This is a genomic window from Pseudomonas sp. DWP3-1-2 (assembly GCF_049896285.1).
Lineage (GTDB): Bacteria > Pseudomonadota > Gammaproteobacteria > Pseudomonadales > Pseudomonadaceae > Aquipseudomonas.
Genome location: NZ_JAFCTZ010000003.1, coordinates 429,429 through 448,653 on the forward strand (window position 1 = coordinate 429,429; position 19,225 = coordinate 448,653).

17 protein-coding genes are annotated in these 19,225 nt (G+C 57.8%); 14 read left to right on the forward strand and 3 right to left on the reverse strand.

Annotation, left to right across the window (positions count from 1 at the left end; translation table 11 throughout):
• Positions 1–25: 25 nt before the first annotated feature.
• The 3 genes from dapC to map all read right to left on the reverse strand — a co-directional run bounded on the left by dapC (position 26) and on the right by map (position 4,846).
• Positions 26–1,219 carry a succinyldiaminopimelate transaminase gene (gene dapC, locus ACP7B0_RS10875; RefSeq protein WP_426141302.1) on the reverse strand — a complete coding sequence of 398 codons (1,194 nt, stop codon included), beginning with the start codon at positions 1,217–1,219 and terminating at the stop codon, positions 26–28.
• A gap of 69 nt (positions 1,220–1,288) precedes the next feature.
• The gene (locus tag ACP7B0_RS10880) at positions 1,289–3,988 is read right to left on the reverse strand and encodes a [protein-PII] uridylyltransferase (protein ID WP_426141303.1); all 2,700 of its coding nucleotides are present in this window, start codon (positions 3,986–3,988) and stop codon (positions 1,289–1,291) included.
• Positions 3,989–4,057: 69 nt separating this feature from the next.
• A complete protein-coding gene (gene map, locus ACP7B0_RS10885) occupies positions 4,058–4,846 on the reverse strand; it encodes a type I methionyl aminopeptidase (RefSeq protein WP_426141305.1) in 789 nt (262 codons plus the stop codon).
• Positions 4,847–5,161: 315 nt separating this feature from the next.
• Between map and rpsB the strand changes: the two genes are divergently transcribed.
• From rpsB to lpxB, 14 genes are all read left to right on the forward strand, one after another.
• Complete coding sequence (gene rpsB / locus ACP7B0_RS10890) at positions 5,162–5,905, forward strand: 30S ribosomal protein S2 (RefSeq protein ID WP_426141307.1); 744 nt, start codon at positions 5,162–5,164, stop codon at positions 5,903–5,905.
• Positions 5,906–6,096: 191 nt separating this feature from the next.
• On the forward strand, positions 6,097–6,960 hold the full coding sequence (tsf, locus tag ACP7B0_RS10895; RefSeq protein ID WP_426141308.1) for a translation elongation factor Ts: 864 nt from the start codon (positions 6,097–6,099) through the stop codon (positions 6,958–6,960).
• Between the two features lie 214 nt (positions 6,961–7,174).
• Positions 7,175–7,918 carry a UMP kinase gene (gene pyrH / locus ACP7B0_RS10900; RefSeq protein WP_003172271.1) on the forward strand — a complete coding sequence of 248 codons (744 nt, stop codon included), beginning with the start codon at positions 7,175–7,177 and terminating at the stop codon, positions 7,916–7,918.
• Positions 7,915–8,472 carry a ribosome recycling factor gene (gene frr, locus ACP7B0_RS10905; RefSeq protein ID WP_426141309.1) on the forward strand — a complete coding sequence of 186 codons (558 nt, stop codon included), beginning with the start codon at positions 7,915–7,917 and terminating at the stop codon, positions 8,470–8,472. Before pyrH ends, frr begins: the two co-directional genes overlap by 4 nt.
• A gap of 15 nt (positions 8,473–8,487) precedes the next feature.
• The gene (uppS, locus tag ACP7B0_RS10910) at positions 8,488–9,243 is read left to right on the forward strand and encodes a polyprenyl diphosphate synthase (RefSeq protein ID WP_426141310.1); all 756 of its coding nucleotides are present in this window, start codon (positions 8,488–8,490) and stop codon (positions 9,241–9,243) included.
• A complete protein-coding gene (locus ACP7B0_RS10915; RefSeq protein ID WP_426141311.1) occupies positions 9,243–10,058 on the forward strand; it encodes a phosphatidate cytidylyltransferase in 816 nt (271 codons plus the stop codon). Before uppS ends, ACP7B0_RS10915 begins: the two co-directional genes overlap by 1 nt.
• Positions 10,055–11,245, forward strand: coding sequence for a 1-deoxy-D-xylulose-5-phosphate reductoisomerase (gene ispC / locus ACP7B0_RS10920; protein WP_426141312.1), 1,191 nt, complete (start codon positions 10,055–10,057; stop codon positions 11,243–11,245). Before ACP7B0_RS10915 ends, ispC begins: the two co-directional genes overlap by 4 nt.
• Positions 11,246–11,319: 74 nt before the next feature.
• Entirely contained in the window at positions 11,320–12,672 is a 1,353-nt protein-coding gene (rseP, locus tag ACP7B0_RS10925) for a sigma E protease regulator RseP (RefSeq protein ID WP_426141314.1), read from the forward strand.
• A gap of 74 nt (positions 12,673–12,746) precedes the next feature.
• The gene (gene bamA, locus ACP7B0_RS10930) at positions 12,747–15,140 is read left to right on the forward strand and encodes an outer membrane protein assembly factor BamA (RefSeq protein ID WP_426141315.1); all 2,394 of its coding nucleotides are present in this window, start codon (positions 12,747–12,749) and stop codon (positions 15,138–15,140) included.
• A 45-nt stretch (positions 15,141–15,185) separates the two neighbouring features.
• Positions 15,186–15,689, forward strand: coding sequence for an OmpH family outer membrane protein (locus ACP7B0_RS10935; RefSeq protein WP_426141316.1), 504 nt, complete (start codon positions 15,186–15,188; stop codon positions 15,687–15,689).
• A gap of 3 nt (positions 15,690–15,692) precedes the next feature.
• Entirely contained in the window at positions 15,693–16,748 is a 1,056-nt protein-coding gene (gene lpxD / locus ACP7B0_RS10940; RefSeq protein ID WP_426141317.1) for a UDP-3-O-(3-hydroxymyristoyl)glucosamine N-acyltransferase, read from the forward strand.
• Between the two features lie 111 nt (positions 16,749–16,859).
• A complete protein-coding gene (fabZ, locus tag ACP7B0_RS10945; RefSeq protein WP_426141318.1) occupies positions 16,860–17,300 on the forward strand; it encodes a 3-hydroxyacyl-ACP dehydratase FabZ in 441 nt (146 codons plus the stop codon).
• Positions 17,297–18,073, forward strand: coding sequence for an acyl-ACP--UDP-N-acetylglucosamine O-acyltransferase (gene lpxA, locus ACP7B0_RS10950; protein ID WP_426141320.1), 777 nt, complete (start codon positions 17,297–17,299; stop codon positions 18,071–18,073). The genes fabZ and lpxA overlap by 4 nt, the downstream gene beginning before the upstream one ends.
• Positions 18,074–18,075: 2 nt before the next feature.
• Entirely contained in the window at positions 18,076–19,215 is a 1,140-nt protein-coding gene (gene lpxB, locus ACP7B0_RS10955; RefSeq protein ID WP_426141321.1) for a lipid-A-disaccharide synthase, read from the forward strand.
• Positions 19,216–19,225 lie beyond the last annotated feature (10 nt).

The window sequence follows — 19,225 nt, forward strand, 5'->3', positions numbered from 1 at the left end:
CCGGCGTTTTTGTTTCACAAAGCCGTTAGCGGCTAACGAAATCGCGAATCCGCTCAGCGGCTTCGACGCACTCCGCCAGCGGTGCGACCAGTGCCATCCGCACACGCCCGGCACCCGGGTTGAAACCGTTCACTTCCCGTGACAGATACGAGCCCGGCACTACCGTGACATGCTGCTCGATGAACAGGTCACGGCAGAACGCCGCGTCATCGGTGCCCACATTCGGCCACAAATAGAAGCCGCCGTCCGGCCGCTGAACGTCCATGACCGGCGCAAGAATTTCCAGCACAGCGTCGAACTTCTCCCGGTACAACGCACGGTTGGCGCGCACGTGTTCCTCGTCGTTCCACGCAGCAATACTCGCCAATTGGGTTTGCACAGGCATCGCGCAGCCGTGATAGGTGCGATACAGCAGGAACGCCTTGAGAATGTCCGCATCACCGGCGACAAAACCTGAACGCAGGCCCGGCAGGTTGGAGCGCTTGGACAGGCTGTGAAACACGACGCAACGCTTGAAGTCCTGGCGACCCAGGGCCACGCAGGCGCTGAGAAGGCCCGCTGGCGGTGTTTGTTCGTCGAAATACAGCTCGCTGTAGCACTCATCGGCAGCGATCACGAAGTCATGCTCGTCGGCGAGGGCGATCAGCTTTTTCAGCGTCTCCAGTGGAATCAGTGCGCCGGTCGGGTTGCCGGGGGAGCACAGAAACAGGATCTGGCAGCGCTTCCAGATATCGGCCGTGACGGCGTCGAAATCCGGGTTGAAACCATTTTCGCTCAGGCATGGCAGGTAGTGCGGTTGCGCGCCGGCCAGGAACGCGGCGCCTTCATAGATCTGATAGAACGGGTTCGGGCTGACCACCAGCGCATCGTCGCCACGATTGACCACTGTCTGAGTGAAGGCGAACAGCGCTTCGCGGGTGCCGTTGACCGGCAGCACGTTACGCGCCGGGTCCAGCCAGCCGTCCGGCACGCCGAAGCGCCGGTCGCACCAGCCCGCAATGGATTCGCGCAATGCCGGGATGCCCAGCGTGGTCGGATAGACCGCCATCTGGTCCAGATTGTCGGCCAGTGCCTTGGCGACGAAATCCGGGGAGCGATGTTTGGGTTCGCCGATGGACAGCGCGACCGGACGCTTGTGCGGATTGGGCGTCACACTGCCGAGCAGGGCGCGGAGCTTCTCGAACGGGTAGGGCTGAAGCAGTTGCATCGCATTGTTCATGGGTCTGTTCTCAAAAGCTAAGCGTTCGATGTAGCGAGCGCGGTTTGATCGATTCGTCAGAAAAGGGGATCAGATACTGAGGCGCCATTCGCCCGTGGGTTCCTGATCGACGCTGAGTTGCTCGACGATTGCGTCCTGCAATTGCCGGCACAGTTGCGGATCGGACAGCGGCTGGTTGTTTTCATCGGTGATGAAGAACACGTCTTCCACCCGTTCGCCCAAGGTGGCGATCTTGGCGTTCTGCAACGAGAGGTCGAACTCCAGGAATATCTTGCCGATACGCGCCAGCAGGCCCGGGCGGTCCGGGGCAGACAGTTCCAGGACGGTGACCGGTCGCTGGGCGTCATTATGGATAGTGACCTGCGGAGCAAAGGCGAAGTGCTTGAGCTGGCGCGGCACGCGACGTTTGATGATCGTCGGGTAATCGTCCGGATTGCGCAGGGCGTCAGTCAGGCCGTCGCGAATCTGCTTGATGCGCTCCGGATTGTTGCCAATGGAACCGCCATCGTTGTCGAGCACGATGTAGGTGTCCAGCGTGAACTGGCTGCTGGAGGTAATGACCCGGGCATCGTGAATGTTCAGGTTCAACTGATCCATCGCGGCCACGGTAACCGCGAAGAAGTCGTGCTGATCCGGCGCATAGATGAAGATCTGCGTGCCGCCCTCGAATTCCCGCTGGGTGGTTTCCTTGATCAATACCAGCGGTCCACCGTTGACCGGCTGTTGCAGGATGGCATCGCTGTGCCAGGCGACGTCCCCCGCGGTATGGCGCAGGAAATAGTCGTCGCCCAGTTGCGACCAGAGTTGTTCCACGTCGTCCGGGTCGGTGCCGCTGCGCACCAGGATGTCCAGCGCGGCGGTCTGGGTGCGGCGAATCTGCTCTTCGCGGTCCACCGGGTTTTCCAGGCCGCGCCGCAGCGCACGCTTGGTCTCGGTGTACAGCTGGCGCAACAGGCTGGCGCGCCATGAATTCCACAGCGTCGGGTTGGTCGCGTTGATGTCGGCCACCGTCAGTACGTAGAGGTAGTCCAGATGGATTTCGTCGCCCACGAACTGGGCGAAATCATGGATCACTTGCGGGTCGGACAGGTCTTTGCGCTGGGCGGTGGTGGACATCACCAGGTGATGGCTCACCAGCCAGACGATCAGGCGGGTGTCCCAGGTGGGCAGTTGATGGCGCACGCAAAACGCCTCGGCGTCCACAGCACCCAGCTCCGAGTGATCGCCGCCGCGGCCTTTGCCGATGTCGTGATACAAACCGGCCAGATAGATCAGCTCAGGCTTGGGCAGCTTGCCCATGATCTTGCTGGCCAGCGGAAATTTCTCGGAAACCTGCGCGTACTGCAATTTACGCAGATGTTTGATGAGGTTCAGGGTGTGCGCATCGACCGTGTAGATGTGGAAAAGATCGTGCTGCATTTGCCCGATAATATGCCCGAACTCCGGCAAATACAGCCCTAGAATGCCGTAACGGTTCATGCGCCTCAGGTTGCGATGAATGCCGATTTCGCACTTGAACAGCTCAATGAACAGGCTGGTGTTGCGAATGTCATGGCGAAAATCATCGTTGATCAGGTGTCGGTGCTCACGCAGCAACCGGATGGTGTCGGCGCGCACGCCTTTTATTTCCGGATGCTGGGCCATGAGCACGAAGATTTCGATCATGGCAAATGGCGTGCGTTTGAATACGTTGGGCCGGGTTGCTTCGATATAGCCGTCGTGCAGCTGGAAGCGTGAGTTGATCGGCTGCGTCACTGCGCCTTCATCTTCCACCAGAATGACTTCTTCGAAATGCTGGATGATCAGATCGCTCAGCTCCGCGATGCTCATGACCACGCGGTAGTACTTCTGCATGAAGCGCTCGATGGCCAGCTTCGCGTCGCTGTCCTGATAACCCAGCAAGGCGGCGATGCTGCTCTGATAGTCGAACAGCAGGCGATCTTCAGAGCGCCCGGCCAGCATGTGCAGCGCATAACGGACCTTCCACAGGAACTCCTGTGAAGACGCCAGCAGATTGTTCTCGCTTTCCAGCAGGAAACCTTCCCCCGCCAATGCATGCAGATTGAGCGTGCCGTACTGGCGGCGGGCAACCCACAAAATGGTCTGGATATCACGCAGGCCACCGGGAGAGCCTTTTACATTGGGCTCCAGGTTGTACTCGGTGTCGTTGTACTTGTGGTGCCGGTTTTTCTGCTCGGCACGTTTGGCGAGGAAGAACTCCTTGCTCGGCCACATCTCTTTCGGGCTGGTGACTTCCAGCATGCGCTGGCGCAGTCGTTCCGGCCCGGCAATCGTGCGGCTTTCCATCAGGTTGGTGATCACCGTCAGATCCGCGCGGCCTTCCTGAGCACATTCGTCCACCGAGCGCACGCTCTGACCCACTTCCAGGCCAATGTCCCACAACAACGTCAGAAAGCGTTCGATGGACTCGCGGAAGACTTCATGGTCGGCGCTGTCCAGCAGAATCAGCAGGTCGATGTCTGAATACGGGTGCAGTTCCCCGCGCCCGTAGCCGCCGACAGCCAGCAAGGCGATGTCGGCTTCTTCGCTCCAGTCAAAGTGATCCCAGGCCTGTTGCAGAATGTTATCGACAAACCAGGCCCGATCTTCGATCAGCCGCCGGATGTCCCGACCCGACTTGAAGCGTGCATCCAGCACTTCCCGCGCATTGCGGATGGCTTTCTTGAAAGCGGCGATAGGGCTTGCCTTCAAGGCCAGTTCGGCCTGGAACTGGCCGCGATCGAACAAATCGGGATCCACCTGCGGCATGGAACTGCTTTCCTTCTGTTTATATCGGGCTATATCGGGATCGTGCGAGCCAACGGGTCAGACTTGAAATCAGGCCCCGGCTGATGTGCGGGCGATGGTGTCGTCGCTGCGCAAGGTAAAGATTTCATAGCCATCAGCGGTCACCAGGATCGTATGCTCCCACTGTGCGGACAGTTTTCGGTCTTTGGTGATTGCGGTCCAGCCATCGCCCAGCAGACGCGTTTCCGCGCGGCCCTGATTGATCATCGGCTCGATGGTGAAGGTCATGCCTTCTACCAGCTCCATACCATCGCCGGCCTTGCCGTAATGCAGCACCTGCGGCTCTTCATGGAAGACTTTGCCGATGCCGTGCCCGCAGTATTCGCGCACCACGGAAAAGCCGCTTTTCTCGGCATGCTTCTGGATGACTTCGCCGATATCACCCAGGCGAGTGCCGGGACGGACGATTTCAATGCCTTTATACAGGCATTCCTGAGTGATCTTCGACAAGCGCTCTGCCCATTCCGGCACCTTGCCGACATGAAACATTTTGCTGGTGTCGCCGTGGTAGCCATCCTTGATGACGGTCACGTCGATGTTCAGCACGTCGCCGTTCTTCAGCGGTTTGTCATTGGGGATGCCGTGGCAGACCACGTGATTGATCGACGTGCAGATCGACTTCGGGTAGCCCTTGTAATTCAAGGGCGCAGGAATGGCCTTTTGCTCGTTGACGATATAGTCATGGCAGATGCGGTCCAGCTCTTCGGTCGTGACGCCAGGTTTGACGTGTTCACCGATCATTTCCAGAACGTCGGCAGCCAGACGGCCGGCGATACGCATCTTCTCGATGTCTTCAGGGGTTTTGATGGTGACTGTCATAAGAACTCTCTCGGCGCGACAGGCGCGCAGCTAATACGGAAAGCGGCGATTCTATCAGACCGTCACAGGCCGGGTGATCATGGCTTCCTTATATAGGGGCGCGAACCCGTCAATAAAAGTGTGTGAGAACAAGCGCTTAATCCGGGTTTCGTTATCTGGAGTTTTGTGGTATAAAATGCGCCGCTTTCCGGGGTATACCCCGCAAGCTCAAACCCACACACGTGTCGACACGATGACCTGGGTGCCTTCGGCCTGAAGCCGCTGGTTGGTCATTGGGATACGTGGAGGCCTAACCCGACTTATCAAGGAACTATCATGTCCCAAGTCAATATGCGCGATATGCTGAAGGCCGGTGTGCACTTCGGTCACCAAACCCGTTACTGGAACCCGAAAATGGGTAAATACATTTTCGGCGCGCGTAACAAGATTCACATCATCAACCTTGAAAAAACCCTGCCAATGTTCAACGAAGCGCTGACTTTCGTTGAGCGCCTGGCTTCGGGCAAAAACAAGATTCTGTTCGTTGGCACCAAGCGTTCGGCTGGCAAGATCGTTGCTGAAGAAGCAGCACGTTGCGGTTCGCCGTACGTCGACCACCGCTGGTTGGGCGGCATGCTGACCAACTTCAAAACCATTCGTCAGTCCATCAAGCGTCTGCGTGACCTTGAAATCCAGGCTGAAGACGGTACGTTCGCCAAGCTGACCAAGAAAGAAGCGCTGATGCGCACTCGCGATCTGGAAAAGCTGGATCGTAGCCTGGGTGGTATCAAGGACATGGGCGGTCTGCCAGACGCGCTGTTCGTTATCGACGTTGATCACGAGCGCATCGCAATCACCGAAGCCAACAAGCTGGGCATCCCTGTTATCGGCGTAGTCGATACCAACAGCAGCCCTGAAGGCGTTGACTACATCATCCCGGGCAACGATGACGCAATCCGCGCTATCCAGCTGTACATGGGTTCGATGGCTGATGCTGTAATCCGTGGTCGTAACAATGTTGCTGGCGGCACCGACGTTTTCGTCGAAGAAGCTCCAGCAGCAGCCGTGGTTGAAGGCTGAGTAACTAACGCCAGGCGTTGACTCAGTACGCAAAAAGGGGGCTTGGCCCCCTTTTTGCCACCTCGAGAACCCTGTGTTGACGTGGCCATGGCGCAGTTGTCATGTTCGGTCATCACCCTGTGTTTTCAAGAATTTTGTACGCCCGACCCGTCGGGTGGAATGGTTTAAGACCTATCCAAGAGGATTTTGAAATGGCAGAGATTACTGCAGCGTTGGTTAAAGAACTGCGCGAGCGTACCGGCGAAGGCATGATGGATTGCAAAAAGGCCTTGACCAAGGCTGGCGGCGACATCGAAAAAGCTATTGATGACATGCGTGCTTCCGGCGCCATCAAGGCAGCCAAGAAAGCAGGCAACGTTGCTGCTGAAGGCGCTATCGCAATCAAGGACGACGGCAAGACTGCCGTTATCATCGAAGTCAACTCGCAGACCGACTTCCTGGCTTTGCAGGACGACTTCAAGGCGTTCGTGGCTGACAGCGTTGAGAAAGCATTCGCTGACAAGATGACTGACGTAGCTCCTCTGATCGAAGCTCAGGAAGCGGCGCGTCTGGTACTGGTCGGCAAGGTTGGCGAAAACGTCAATATTCGTCGTCTGGCCCACATCGAAGGCGACGTTGTAGGTTCTTACCTGCACGGCAACAAGATCGGCGTAGTGGTGACCCTCAAGGGCGGCAACGTCGAGCTGGCTAAAGACATCGCCATGCACGTAGCGGCAAGCAATCCTGAGTTCCTGCTGCCTTCGGAAGTTTCTGCCGAAGCGATCGAGCGCGAAAAAGCGGTCTTCATGCAGCTGAACGAAGACAAGATCAAAGGCAAGCCAGCCGAAATCGTTGAAAAAATGGTTGGCGGCCGTATCACCAAGTTCCTGGCAGAAGCCAGCCTGGTTGAGCAAGCCTTCGTCAAGAACCCGGAAGTCAAGGTCGGTGAACTGGCCAAGAAAGCCGGTGCTGAAATCGTTTCCTTCACCTACTTCAAGGTAGGCGACGGCATCGAGAAGCCAGTTGATAACTTCGCTGACGAAGTGGCTGCACAACTGGCTGCTGCCAAGCAGTAAGACGGTTTTTCAACTGTCGCCCCAAAGAGGCTGCCCGCTCACGCGCGCAGCCTCTTTGTCAAAAGCAAAAAGGAAAAGGTATTTGTTTTCCTTGGAGAAGTGGCTTACAAGGCTGCATTCTTCCGACGCTGTCGCAGCGTCGAGCTAGAGTTAGCGCAGGCTTAAAGTGCCTGCACAGATTTTTTTTCAGAAGACGCCGCAGGAGAGATTCGCAATGGCTCAGCAGGGCAGTGGTTATCAGGCTCGCTATAAACGCATTCTACTCAAGCTTAGCGGCGAGGCCCTCATGGGGTCGGAAGAGTTCGGCATCGATCCCAAGGTTCTGGATCGCATGGCGCTGGAAGTCGGCCAATTGGTCGGCATCGGCGTTCAGGTCGGACTGGTGATTGGTGGTGGTAATCTGTTTCGCGGTGCGGCCCTGAGTGCCGCGGGTATGGATCGTGTTACAGGCGATCACATGGGCATGCTGGCCACTGTGATGAATGCCCTGGCCATGCGCGATGCGTTGGAGCGGGCCAATATCTCGGCTATCGTGATGTCGGCGATTTCCATGGTGGGCGTGACCGACCATTACGACCGTCGCAAGGCCATGCGTCACCTGAACGCCAAAGAAGTAGTAATCTTCGCCGCCGGCACTGGCAATCCGTTTTTCACCACCGATTCGGCCGCTTGCTTGCGTGCGATCGAAATCGACGCCGACGTCGTCCTCAAGGCGACCAAGGTTGATGGTGTCTACACCGCGGATCCGTTCAAAGACCCTCATGCAGAGAAGTTCGATCATCTGACTTACGATGAAGTGCTGGATCGCAAACTGGGTGTTATGGATCTGACGGCCATTTGCCTGTGCCGCGACCACAAGATGCCACTGCGTGTCTTCAACATGAACAAGCCCGGCGCCCTGCTGAATATCGTCCATGGCGGCGCTGAGGGAACCCTGATCGAGGAAGGCCAACAATGATCAACGAAATCAAAAAAGACGCTCAGGCGCGTATGCACAAATCTGTAGAGTCCCTGGCGCATGCGTTCAGCCGGATTCGTACCGGCCAGGCGCACCCAAGCATTCTCGGTGGCGTCATGGTGCCGTACTACGGCGCAGACACTCCGCTCAACCAGGTCGCCAACGTGACCGTCAAAGACTCCCGCACGCTGCAGGTCGTGGCTTTCGAGCGCAACATGCTGGCTGCAGTGGACAAGGCGATCCAGAGCTCCGGTCTGGGTTTTAACCCGACCAACCTGGGCGAGCTGTTGCTGATCTCCATGCCCGCGCTGACTGAAGAAACCCGCAAGGGCTTCACCAAGCAGGCTCGCGACGCCGCAGAAGATGCCCGCGTGGCCGTGCGCAACATCCGCCGCGACGCGCTGAGTCAACTCAAGGATCTGGTTAAAGAGAAAGAAATCAGCGAAGACGAAGAGCGTCGCGCCGCTGATGACGTTCAGAAGCTGACCGATAAATTCGTCGCTGAAATTGAAGTCGCCGTGAAGCAGAAAGAAGCTGACCTGATGGCTGTATAAGGGTTCGGGGCTTTCATGGAAAAGACTAAGCTGGCCGGACCGTCATCGGTGCCGCGCCATGTAGCGATCATCATGGATGGAAATAATCGCTGGGCCAGGAAGCGTCTGTTGCCGGGTGTTGCCGGTCACAAAGCGGGCGTTGATGCCGTTCGTGCGGTCATCGAGGTGTGTGCCGAAGCCAAGGTTGAAGTGCTGACCCTTTTCGCGTTTTCCAGCGAGAACTGGCAGCGGCCGGCGGAAGAAGTGGGTGCCTTGATGGAGCTGTTTTTCACGGCGCTGCGCCGTGAAACGCGGCGTCTCAATGAAAACGCCATCAGCTTGCGCATCATCGGTGACCGTTCTCGATTCCATCCAGAGCTTCAAGCGGCCATGCGGGAAGCTGAATTGAGCACGGCAGGCAATGATCGCTTTGTCCTGCAGATCGCTGCCAATTACGGTGGTCAGTGGGACATCGCCCAAGCCGCCCAGCACCTGGCTCGCGAGGTTCAGGCCGGGCATCTGCGGCCTGAGGAGATAACCCCGGAGCTATTGCAAACCTGTCTGGCAACGGGCGATCTGCCCCTTCCCGACCTGTGCATCCGCACCGGTGGCGAGCATCGCATCAGTAATTTTCTGCTTTGGCAGCTGGCTTACGCCGAGCTGTACTTCTCCGACCTCTTCTGGCCGGACTTCAAACACGATGCCATGCGCGCTGCGCTGGCCGATTTCGCTTCGCGCCAGCGTCGCTTCGGTAAAACGAGCGAGCAGGTAGAAGCTGGAGCCCGGGCTTAATGCTGAAACAACGGATCATCACGGCGCTTATTCTGCTGCCAATCGCACTCTGTGGATTCTTCCTCCTTGAGGGCGCGGGTTTCGCGCTGTTCATTGGTCTGGTCGTGACGTTGGGGGCCTGGGAGTGGGCGCGTCTGGCAGGCTTCGCCGAGCAGTCCGCGCGGGTGGCGTACGCCACTTTTGTGGCAGCCTTGCTGTTTCTGCTTTACCTGATGCCTGGGCTGGCGCCGTGGGTGCTGGTCGCAGCCGTGATCTGGTGGGGGGTGGCGACGTATCTGGTGTTGACCTATCCCGCCTCAAGCGAGCACTGGGCCAGCGCCGCCTGCAAATTGGTGATCGGCCTGTTGATCCTGCTGCCGGCTTGGCAGGGACTGGTGCTGATCAAGCAGTGGGAGCTGGGCAATTGGCTGATCCTTTCGGTGATGGTCCTGGTGTGGGGGGCTGATATCGGTGCCTACTTTTCCGGCAAGGCATTCGGCAAGCGCAAGCTGGCGCCAAAGGTCAGTCCCGGCAAAAGTTGGGAGGGTGTCTATGGCGGGTTGCTGCTGAGCCTCGTCATCACTGCCGTCGTCGGCGTGTTTCGCGACTGGTCGGCCTCCGGGTTCGTATTCGGCCTGCTGGGAGCGGCCATCGTCGTGTTTATTTCCGTTGTTGGCGATTTGACCGAAAGCATGTTCAAGCGTGAGTCCGGTATCAAGGACAGCAGCAATCTTTTGCCCGGGCATGGTGGCGTCCTCGATCGTATCGACAGCCTGACGGCTGCAATCCCTGTTTTCGCTGCGCTGCTCTGGGCTGCTGAGTGGGGCGTTCTGTGAGTGGTCCGCAACTGATTACGATTCTTGGCGCAACCGGATCGATTGGCCTGAGTACACTCGACGTCATAGCGCGTCATCCTGATCGCTATCAGGTATTCGCGTTGACCGGCTTCAGTCGCACCCGTGAATTGCTGGCTTTGTGCCTCAGGCATACGCCACGTTTTGCCGTGTTGCCGACCCAGGATGCGGCCCGCAAGTTACAGGATGACCTGGCTGCTGCCGGTCTGGATACGCGTGTTCTGGTAGGGGAGCGCGGCCTGTGCGAGGTGGCATCCCATCCTCAGGTGGACACGGTGATGGCCGCCATTGTCGGTGCGGCGGGTTTGCGGCCCACCCTGGCAGCCGTTGAGTCGGGCAAGAAAGTCCTGCTGGCCAACAAGGAAGCGTTGGTGATGTCCGGCGCTCTGTTCATGCAGGCGGTGCGGCAAAGTGGCGCGGTGCTGTTGCCCATCGACAGCGAACACAATGCGATTTTCCAGTGTTTGCCGGTTGATTATGCCCGTGGCCTGGAGTCCGTAGGCGTTCGACGTATTCTGCTGACGGCTTCCGGCGGTCCGTTTCGTGAAACGCCGCTGGCCGAACTGCATGATGTCTCGCCTGAACAGGCGTGCGCTCATCCGAATTGGTCGATGGGACGTAAAATTTCCGTAGACTCTGCGAGCATGATGAACAAGGGGCTGGAGCTGATCGAGGCATGCTGGCTGTTCGACGCGCGCCCCGACCAGATCGAGGTGGTCATCCATCCGCAGAGCGTGATCCATTCCATGGTCGACTATGTCGACGGTTCGGTGGTTGCTCAGCTGGGTAATCCGGATATGCGCACGCCTATTGCCCATGCGTTGGCGTGGCCGGACAGAATTGCGTCGGGTGTAGCACCGTTGGACCTGTTCAGTATCGCGCGCCTGGATTTCCAGGCCCCTGACGAGGATCGTTTCCCTTGTCTGCGTCTGGCGCGTCTCGCCGCTCAGGCGGGCAACAGTGCCCCGGCAATGCTCAACGCGGCAAACGAAGTCGCCGTCGCTGCATTTCTTGATCGGCGCATCCGTTATCCCGAGATCGCGAGTATGATCGATGAGGTTTTGAGTCTTGAACCTGTTGTGGAGGTCAAAGACCTCGCTGCAGTGTTCGAAGTTGACGCCAAAGCGCGCGTTCTGGCTGAGCAGTGGCTCAGCCGCAACGGGCGATAAACAGCACACGCAAGAAAGTACGCATTCACGCGCGGGCCTGAAACGCCTGCCGAGTCCGCGACTGGAGAAGGTTGATGAGCGCGCTCTATATGATTGTTGGCACCCTGGTTGCACTGGGCGTGCTGGTGACCTTTCACGAATTTGGCCACTTTTGGGTGGCGCGGCGTTGTGGCGTCAAGGTTTTGCGTTTCTCCGTGGGCTTCGGTACGCCGCTGGTCCGGTGGCACGATCGCCAAGGCACCGAGTTTGTGGTGGCCGCGATCCCGCTGGGCGGTTACGTGAAGATGCTCGACGAGCGTGAGGGCGATGTCCCGCCGGAACTTGCGGATCAGGCGTTCAACCGTAAAACCGTATACCAGCGTATCGCCATCGTTATTGCTGGCCCGGCCGCCAACTTTCTCTTGGCTATCGTGTTTTTCTGGGCGCTGGCAATGCTGGGTAGCCAACAAGTGCGCCCTGTTATCGGTGCGGTCGAGCCGGGCAGCATTGCCCAGCAGGCCGGGTTGAGTGCCGGTCAGGAAATTGTCGGTGTGGACGGCGAGCCTACGACGGGTTGGTCGGCCGTCAATCTTCAGCTCGTGCGGCGTCTGGGTGAGAGCGGGACGATCGAGCTCAAGGTACGCGAGCAGGGTTCCACGGTTGATTCGTCGCGCCAATTGACGCTGCATAACTGGCTTAAAGGCGCAGCCGAGCCGGATCCAATCAAATCCCTGGGCATTCGTCCGTGGCGTCCGGCGCTGCCGCCGGTATTGGCGGAGTTGGACCCCAAGGGCCCTGCACAGGCTGCCGGCCTCAAGACCGGTGATCGCTTGCTGGCACTGGATGGTCAGCCGCTGACCGAATGGCAGCAGGTCGTTGATCGCGTGCGCGAACGCCCTGAAGCGAAGATTACAGTGCGCGTCGAGCGCGATGGCACACAAATGGATGTTCCTCTGACCCTGGCCGCGCGCGGTGAAGGCAAGGAGGCCACGGGGTATCTGGGTGCCGGCGTCAAAGGCATCGACTGGCCGCCGGAGATGTTGCGCGAGGTCAGTTACGGCCCGATAGCCGCTGTGGGCGAGGGCGCGAGACGCACCTGGACCATGAGTGTGCTGACCCTCGACTCCCTCAAGAAAATGTTGTTCGGCGAGCTCTCTGTAAAAAACTTGAGTGGACCGATAACCATTGCTAAAGTGGCGGGCGCTTCGGCCCAGTCGGGCATGGGTGACTTCTTGAATTTCCTTGCTTATCTGAGCATAAGCCTGGGTGTTCTTAATTTGCTGCCCATTCCAGTGTTGGACGGGGGGCATCTGCTGTTTTATCTGATCGAGTGGGCGCGTGGTCGTCCCCTTTCGGAAAAGGTTCAAGGTTGGGGGGTTCAGATCGGTATCAGTCTGGTGGTGGGTGTTATGTTGCTCGCGCTGGTCAACGATCTGGGCCGACTGTAAAGCTTCGCTGAGTTGCGAATCTGCCGCATTTTGCGGCAGTTTGTTTATTGCCAGTTGGAATAAGAAAGGACTTCATGAAACGTCTGCTGCTAACTGCGGTTCTTTCCGCACTGATGATCGCCGAAGTTCACGCTGAGTCCTTCACCATCTCCGATATCCGTGTCAACGGCCTGCAGCGGGTTTCCGCCGGCAGTGTGTTTGGCGCGCTGCCGCTGAACGTTGGCGAGCAAGTGGATGATGGTAGTCTGGTCGAAGCCACTCGCTCACTGTTCAAAACCGGATTCTTTCAGGATATCCAGTTGGGTCGTGATGGGAATGTGCTGGTTATCAGTGTTGTCGAGCGCCCGTCCGTGGCGAGCATCGAGATCGAAGGCAACAAGGCAATTTCCACCGAAGACCTGATGAAAGGTCTCAAACAGTCAGGTCTGGCTGAAGGTGAGATTTTTCAGCGCGCAACCCTTGAAGGTGTGCGTAATGAACTGCAGCGTCAGTACGTTGCCCAGGGCCGTTACTCGGCTGAAGTGGCGACCGAAGTCATCCCTCAGCCGCGCAACCGTGTCGGCTTGAAGATCAACATCAACGAAGGCACGGTCGCCTCTATCCAGCACATCAACGTGGTGGGTAATACCGTCTTCCCTGATGAAGACCTGATCGGTCTTTTCGAACTCAAGACCACCAACTGGCTTTCGTTTTTCAAGAACGACGACAAGTACGCCCGTGAGAAACTCTCCGGCGACCTCGAACGTCTGCGTTCCTATTACCTCGATCGCGGCTATATCAATATGGATATCGCTTCGACCCAGGTATCCATCACGCCTGACAAGAAACACGTCTACATCACGGTCAACGTCAACGAAGGCCAGAAATACAGCGTCAAGTCCGTCAAGCTCAGCGGTGACCTCAAGGTGCCGGAAGACCAGGTCAAATCCCTGCTGCTGGTCAAGCCGGGTCAGGTCTTCTCCCGCAAGGTCATGACCACGACTTCCGAACTGATCACCCGCCGACTGGGTAACGAGGGCTATACCTTCGCCAACGTCAACGGTGTGCCCACGCCCAATGACGAAGATCACACGGTTGATATCACCTTCGTGGTGGACCCTGGCAAGCGTGCTTACGTGAACCGCATCAACTTCCGCGGCAACACCAAGTCCGCTGACGACGTGCTGCGTCGCGAGATGCGTCAGATGGAAGGTGGCTGGGCATCGACCTACCTGATCGACCAATCGAAAACCCGTCTTGACCGCTTGGGCTTCTTCAAGGAAGTCAACGTCGAAACACCGCCTGTTCCAGGCACCGACGACCAGGTAGATGTCAACTACGCCGTTGAAGAGCAGGCTTCCGGTTCGATCACCGCCAGTGTCGGCTTCGCGCAGAGCGCCGGCCTGATCCTGGGTGGTTCGATCAGCCAGAACAACTTCCTCGGTACCGGTAACAAGGTCAGCATCGGTCTGACCCGAAGCGAATACCAGAGCCGCTACAACTTCAGCTACGTCGATCCGTACTGGACCGCCGATGGTGTGAGCCTGGGTTACAACGCGTTCTACCGCACCACCGACTACGATGACCTCGACGTCGACGTGGCAAGCTATGCGGTGGACAGCCTGGGTGCTGGCGTCAGCATGGGCTACCCGATCAGTGAGACATCGCGTCTGACCTTTGGCCTGACTGCGCAGCAGGATGAAATCAAGACCGGTACCTACACGGTTGACGAGATTTTCGATTTCGTTGACAAGGAAGGCGACAAGTACCTGAACTTCAAGGCGTCTGCTGGCTGGTCCGAGTCCACCTTGAACAAAGGTGTGCTGGCGACTCGCGGTCATTCGCAAAGTCTGGTGCTGGAATCCACGCTGCCAGGCAGCGACCTGTCGTTCTTCAAGCTTGATTACCGTGGTCAGTATTTCCACCCCCTCAGCGACAACTACACCCTGCGTCTGCACACCGAGCTGGGTTATGGCGATGGCTACGGTTCGACCTCCGGTCTGCCGTTCTACGAGAACTACTACGCCGGTGGCTTCAACTCGGTTCGCGGTTTCAAGGACAGCACGCTGGGTCCGCGCAGTACGCCTAGTCAGGGTGTAGATCCTGTGACCGGAGTAGGTCGGCCCGGGACCCTGAAGGACCCGGATCAGGATCCACTGCCGTTCGGGGGCAACGTGCTGGTTCAGGGCGGTGTCGAGCTGATGTTCCCGCTGCCATTCATCAAGGATCAGCGTTCTCTGCGGACCTCCGTGTTCTGGGACGTGGGTAACGTTTTCGACAGTAATTGCGAGTCCTCCAAGACGCTCAATGGTAAAAAAGTCGAATGCAACAACGTCGATCTTTCCGGTCTGGCAAGCTCCGTTGGTGTGGGTGTCACCTGGATCACCGCGCTTGGCCCATTGAGCTTTGCTCTGGCGATGCCGATCAAGAAACCGGACGACAACACCGAAACTCAAGTATTCCAGTTCTCCCTTGGTCAGACCTTTTAAGGGTCTGGTCTTAGCTCATGACAACGAATTCCGTAGGAGTAGATCGTGCGTAAGTTGACTCAATTGGTACTGCTGGCAACCGTTCTGGTTGCAAGCCCGGCGTTTGCCGAAATGAAAATTGCCGTGCTGAACTATCAGATGGCATTGCTGGAATCGGACGCGGCGAAGAAATACGCCGTTGACGCGGAGAAGAAGTTCGGTCCGCAACTGACCAAACTCAAGTCCCTGGAAAGCAGCGCCAAAGGTATTCAAGACCGTCTCGTGAGCGGCGGCGACAAAATGGCCCAGCCTGAACGCGAGCGTCTGGAGCTTGAATTCAAGCAAAAGGCCCGTGACTTCCAGTTCCAGTCCAAAGAACTGAACGAAGCCAAAGCCGTCGCCGACCGCGAGATGCTCAAGCAGCTCAAGCCGAAGCTGGACAAGGCCGTGGAAGAAGTGATCAAGAAGGGTGCATATGACCTGGTCTTCGAACGCGGCGCTGTGATTGACGTCAAGCCACAATACGACGTGACTCGCCAGGTCATCGAGCGCATGAATCAGCTGAAGTAAGTCATGACTGTATCCATCAAGCTCGGTCAATTGGCCGAGGTCCTGGGTGCCACCTTGCGTGGCGCCGAGGATAAAGAAATAACCGGGCTGGCCACTTTGCAAGAGGCCGGCCCTGGTCATGTCAGCTTCCTGGCAAACCCGCAATACCGTAAGTTTCTCGCCGACACTCAGGCGTGTGCCGTGCTGCTCAAGCCCGCGGATGCGGAGTTGTTCGCTGGGAATGCGTTGCTGGTGCCAGACCCTTACCTGGCCTATGCCCGGATTTCCCATCTGTTCGATCCCAAGCCCAAGGCTGTCCCTGGTGTGCATCCGACAGCCATTGTTGCGCAGGATGCATTCGTCGATCCTGCTGCCAGTGTCGGAGCATTTGCCGTCATTGAAAGCGGTGCGCGGATTTCAGCGGGGGTCACCATCGGTGCTCATTGCTTCATTGGTGAGCGCTGCGAAATCGGTGAAGATGGCTGGCTTGCCCCGCGGGTCACGCTTTATCACGATGTGCGCATCGGCGAGCGCGTGGTTATCCAGTCGGGCGCGGTGCTGGGGGGTGAAGGCTTCGGCTTTGCCAACGAAAAAGGGATCTGGCGCAAGATCGCCCAAATTGGCGGTGTTCTTGTGGGCGATGACGTGGAAATTGGCGTAAATACCGCCATTGACCGTGGCGCGCTGGCTGATACCCGGATCGGTAATGGTGTGAAGCTGGACAACCAGATCCAGATCGCCCACAACGTGCAGATTGGTGATCACACCGCCATGGCCGCCTGCGTGGGGATTTCCGGAAGCACGAAGATTGGTAAGCATTGCACACTGGCCGGCGGTGTTGGCCTGGTGGGGCATATCGAAATCTGCGACGGCGTATTCATCACCGGCATGACCATGGTGACGCATTCGATCACCGAACCAGGTGCCTATTCCTCCGGTACGGCGATGCAGCCGGCCGCTGAATGGCGTAAAAGCGCAGCCCGCATTCGCAAGATCGATGACATGGCGCGCAGGCTGCAAAAGCTGGAAAAGATGGTCGAGGCCGTGACCTCAGGCGTTAATGCTTCATCTGATGGCTGACACCTTTTTCATATCAAGCGTGCATGACCGATAAATTGCCTCCTTGATCTGCTGAGGAGTGCTGCGCACTCGTCGCGCACTCCCAATCTTTACTACAGGCTTCCCCTCGAAATGATGGACATCAACGAAATTCGCGAATACCTGCCTCACCGCTACCCGTTCCTGCTGGTGGATCGCGTGGTGGATCTGAATGTTGAGAGCAAGAGCATTCGTGCCTATAAGAATGTCAGCATCAATGAGCCGTTCTTCAATGGTCACTTTCCTGCGCATCCAATCATGCCGGGCGTGTTGATTATCGAAGCGATGGCCCAGGCAGCCGGTATCCTTGGTTTTAAAATGCTTGACGTAAAGCCTGCCGATGGCACGCTTTACTATTTCGTGGGCTCCGACAAGCTGCGTTTTCGTCAGCCAGTGCTGCCGGGCGACCAGTTGATTCTTGAAGCGAAGTTCATCAGCTGCAAGCGTCAAATCTGGAAATTCGAATGCCAGGCTTCTGTTGACGGCAAGCCGGTATGCTCCGCAGAAATCATATGTGCGGAACGTAAACTATGAGTTTGATTGACTCTCGCGCAATCATCGATCCGACAGCCATTCTGGCTGATGATGTTGAGGTCGGCCCGTGGTCGATCATCGGAGCCGGTGTGGAAATTGGCGAGGGTACAGTGGTCGGGCCTCACGTGATCCTGCGTGGTCCGACCCGGATCGGCAAACACAATCGTATCTACCAGTTTTCCTCGGTAGGCGAAGACACGCCCGATCTAAAGTACAAAGGCGAAGCGACTCGTCTGGTCATCGGCGATCACAACGTGATTCGCGAAGGTGTGACGATTCATCGTGGCACCGTGCAGGATCGCGCCGAGACCACGCTGGGTGATCACAACCTGATCATGGCTTACGCCCACATCGGTCATGACAGTGTCATCGGTAACAACTGCATTCTGGTCAACAACACTGCGTTGGCGGGGCATGTGCACGTTGATGACTGGGCAATTTTGTCCGGTTTTACCCTTGTGCATCAGTACTGCCACATCGGCGCCCATAGTTTTTCCGGAATGGGCACCGCGATCGGCAAGGATGTTCCTGCGTTCGTGACGGTTTTTGGCAACCCCGCCGAGGCGCGGAGCATGAACTTCGAAGGCATGCGCCGTCGGGGTTTCACCGAGGAAGCCATTCACGCGCTGCGTCGGGCTTACAAAGTCGTGTATCGCCAGGGCTTGACGGTCGATCAGGCAATCGCCCAGCTCGCAGAGCCGGCTGCTCAGTATCCGGAAGTGGCGGTGTTTCTGGAATCCATCCAGTCGTCGACTCGCGGCATTACTCGCTAACCATGGTGGGCGTATTACGTATCGCGATGGTAGCCGGCGAAGCGTCCGGCGATATTCTCGGTTCCGGGCTGATGCGCGCCATCAAGGCACGTCACCCTGATGCCCAGTTCATCGGGGTGGGCGGGCCGTTGATGGAGGCTGAAGGAATGGTTTCCAGCTTCCCCATGGAACGCCTTTCCGTGATGGGGCTGGTGGAGGTTCTGGGCCGTCTTCGCGAGTTGCTTGCCAAGCGCAAGGCATTGGTCCAGGCCCTGATCCTGGAAAAGCCGGACGTTTTTATCGGCATCGACGCGCCTGATTTCACCCTCAATATCGAACTTCAGTTACGTCGCGCCGGCATCAAGACCGTTCACTATGTCAGCCCGTCGGTCTGGGCCTGGCGGCAAAAGCGCGTGCTGAAGATTCGTGAAGGGTGCGATCTGATGCTGACGCTGCTGCCGTTCGAGGCGCGGTTCTACGAAGAGAAGGGCGTGCCGGTCAAGTTTGTCGGGCATCCTCTGGCCGACACTATTCCGCTTGAGGCTGATCGCGCTGCGGCGCGCGCCGAGTTGCGTCTGGATGACGGTCCTGTTGTCGCGTTGATGCCGGGTAGCCGTGGCGGTGAAGTCAGTCGTCTGGGCAGTCTGTTTTTCGACGCCGCCGAGTTGCTGCTTAAGGAACGGCCGCAACTGCGTTTCGTGTTGCCTTGTGCCAGCCCTCAGCGTCGTGCTCAACTCGAACAACTGCTTCAGAATCGCGATTTGCCCGTGACCCTTCTGGATGGCGGCTCCCATCTGGCCTTGGCGGCCTGTGATGCGGTCTTGATTGCGTCCGGCACGGCCACTCTCGAAGCCTTGTTGTATAAACGACCCATGGTCGTTGCCTATCGAATGGCACCGATTACTTTCTGGATACTCAAGCGTCTGGTAAAAAGCCCGTACGTCTCCCTGCCGAACCTGCTGGCTCAGCGCCTGTTGGTGCCGGAACTTCTGCAGGATGCCGCGACTGCCCAGGCGCTGGCGCAGACCCTGCTGCCGCTGCTTGAAGGTGGCCAGGAGCAGACTTCAGGGTTTGACGAAATACACCGGACCTTGCGTCGCGATGCCTCCAATCAGGCCGCCGAAGCGGTATTGAGCCTGATTGGGCGTGCGCCTTCATTGTGAGTGCTCGAAC

Coding starts and splice junctions, on each gene's coding strand:
- frr (WP_426141309.1), top strand. CDS start 7,915: ATGATCAACGAAATCAAAAAAGACGCTCAGGCGCGTATGCACAAATCT.
- ACP7B0_RS10915 (WP_426141311.1), top strand. CDS start 9,243: ATGCTGAAACAACGGATCATCACGGCGCTTATTCTGCTGCCAATCGCA.
- lpxD (WP_426141317.1), top strand. CDS start 15,693: ATGACTGTATCCATCAAGCTCGGTCAATTGGCCGAGGTCCTGGGTGCC.
- dapC (WP_426141302.1), bottom strand. CDS start 1,219: ATGAACAATGCGATGCAACTGCTTCAGCCCTACCCGTTCGAGAAGCTC.
- lpxB (WP_426141321.1), top strand. CDS start 18,076: ATGGTGGGCGTATTACGTATCGCGATGGTAGCCGGCGAAGCGTCCGGC.
- fabZ (WP_426141318.1), top strand. CDS start 16,860: ATGATGGACATCAACGAAATTCGCGAATACCTGCCTCACCGCTACCCG.
- rpsB (WP_426141307.1), top strand. CDS start 5,162: ATGTCCCAAGTCAATATGCGCGATATGCTGAAGGCCGGTGTGCACTTC.
- ACP7B0_RS10880 (WP_426141303.1), bottom strand. CDS start 3,988: ATGCCGCAGGTGGATCCCGATTTGTTCGATCGCGGCCAGTTCCAGGCC.
- pyrH (WP_003172271.1), top strand. CDS start 7,175: ATGGCTCAGCAGGGCAGTGGTTATCAGGCTCGCTATAAACGCATTCTA.
- rseP (WP_426141314.1), top strand. CDS start 11,320: ATGAGCGCGCTCTATATGATTGTTGGCACCCTGGTTGCACTGGGCGTG.
- uppS (WP_426141310.1), top strand. CDS start 8,488: ATGGAAAAGACTAAGCTGGCCGGACCGTCATCGGTGCCGCGCCATGTA.
- tsf (WP_426141308.1), top strand. CDS start 6,097: ATGGCAGAGATTACTGCAGCGTTGGTTAAAGAACTGCGCGAGCGTACC.
- map (WP_426141305.1), bottom strand. CDS start 4,846: ATGACAGTCACCATCAAAACCCCTGAAGACATCGAGAAGATGCGTATC.
- lpxA (WP_426141320.1), top strand. CDS start 17,297: ATGAGTTTGATTGACTCTCGCGCAATCATCGATCCGACAGCCATTCTG.
- bamA (WP_426141315.1), top strand. CDS start 12,747: ATGAAACGTCTGCTGCTAACTGCGGTTCTTTCCGCACTGATGATCGCC.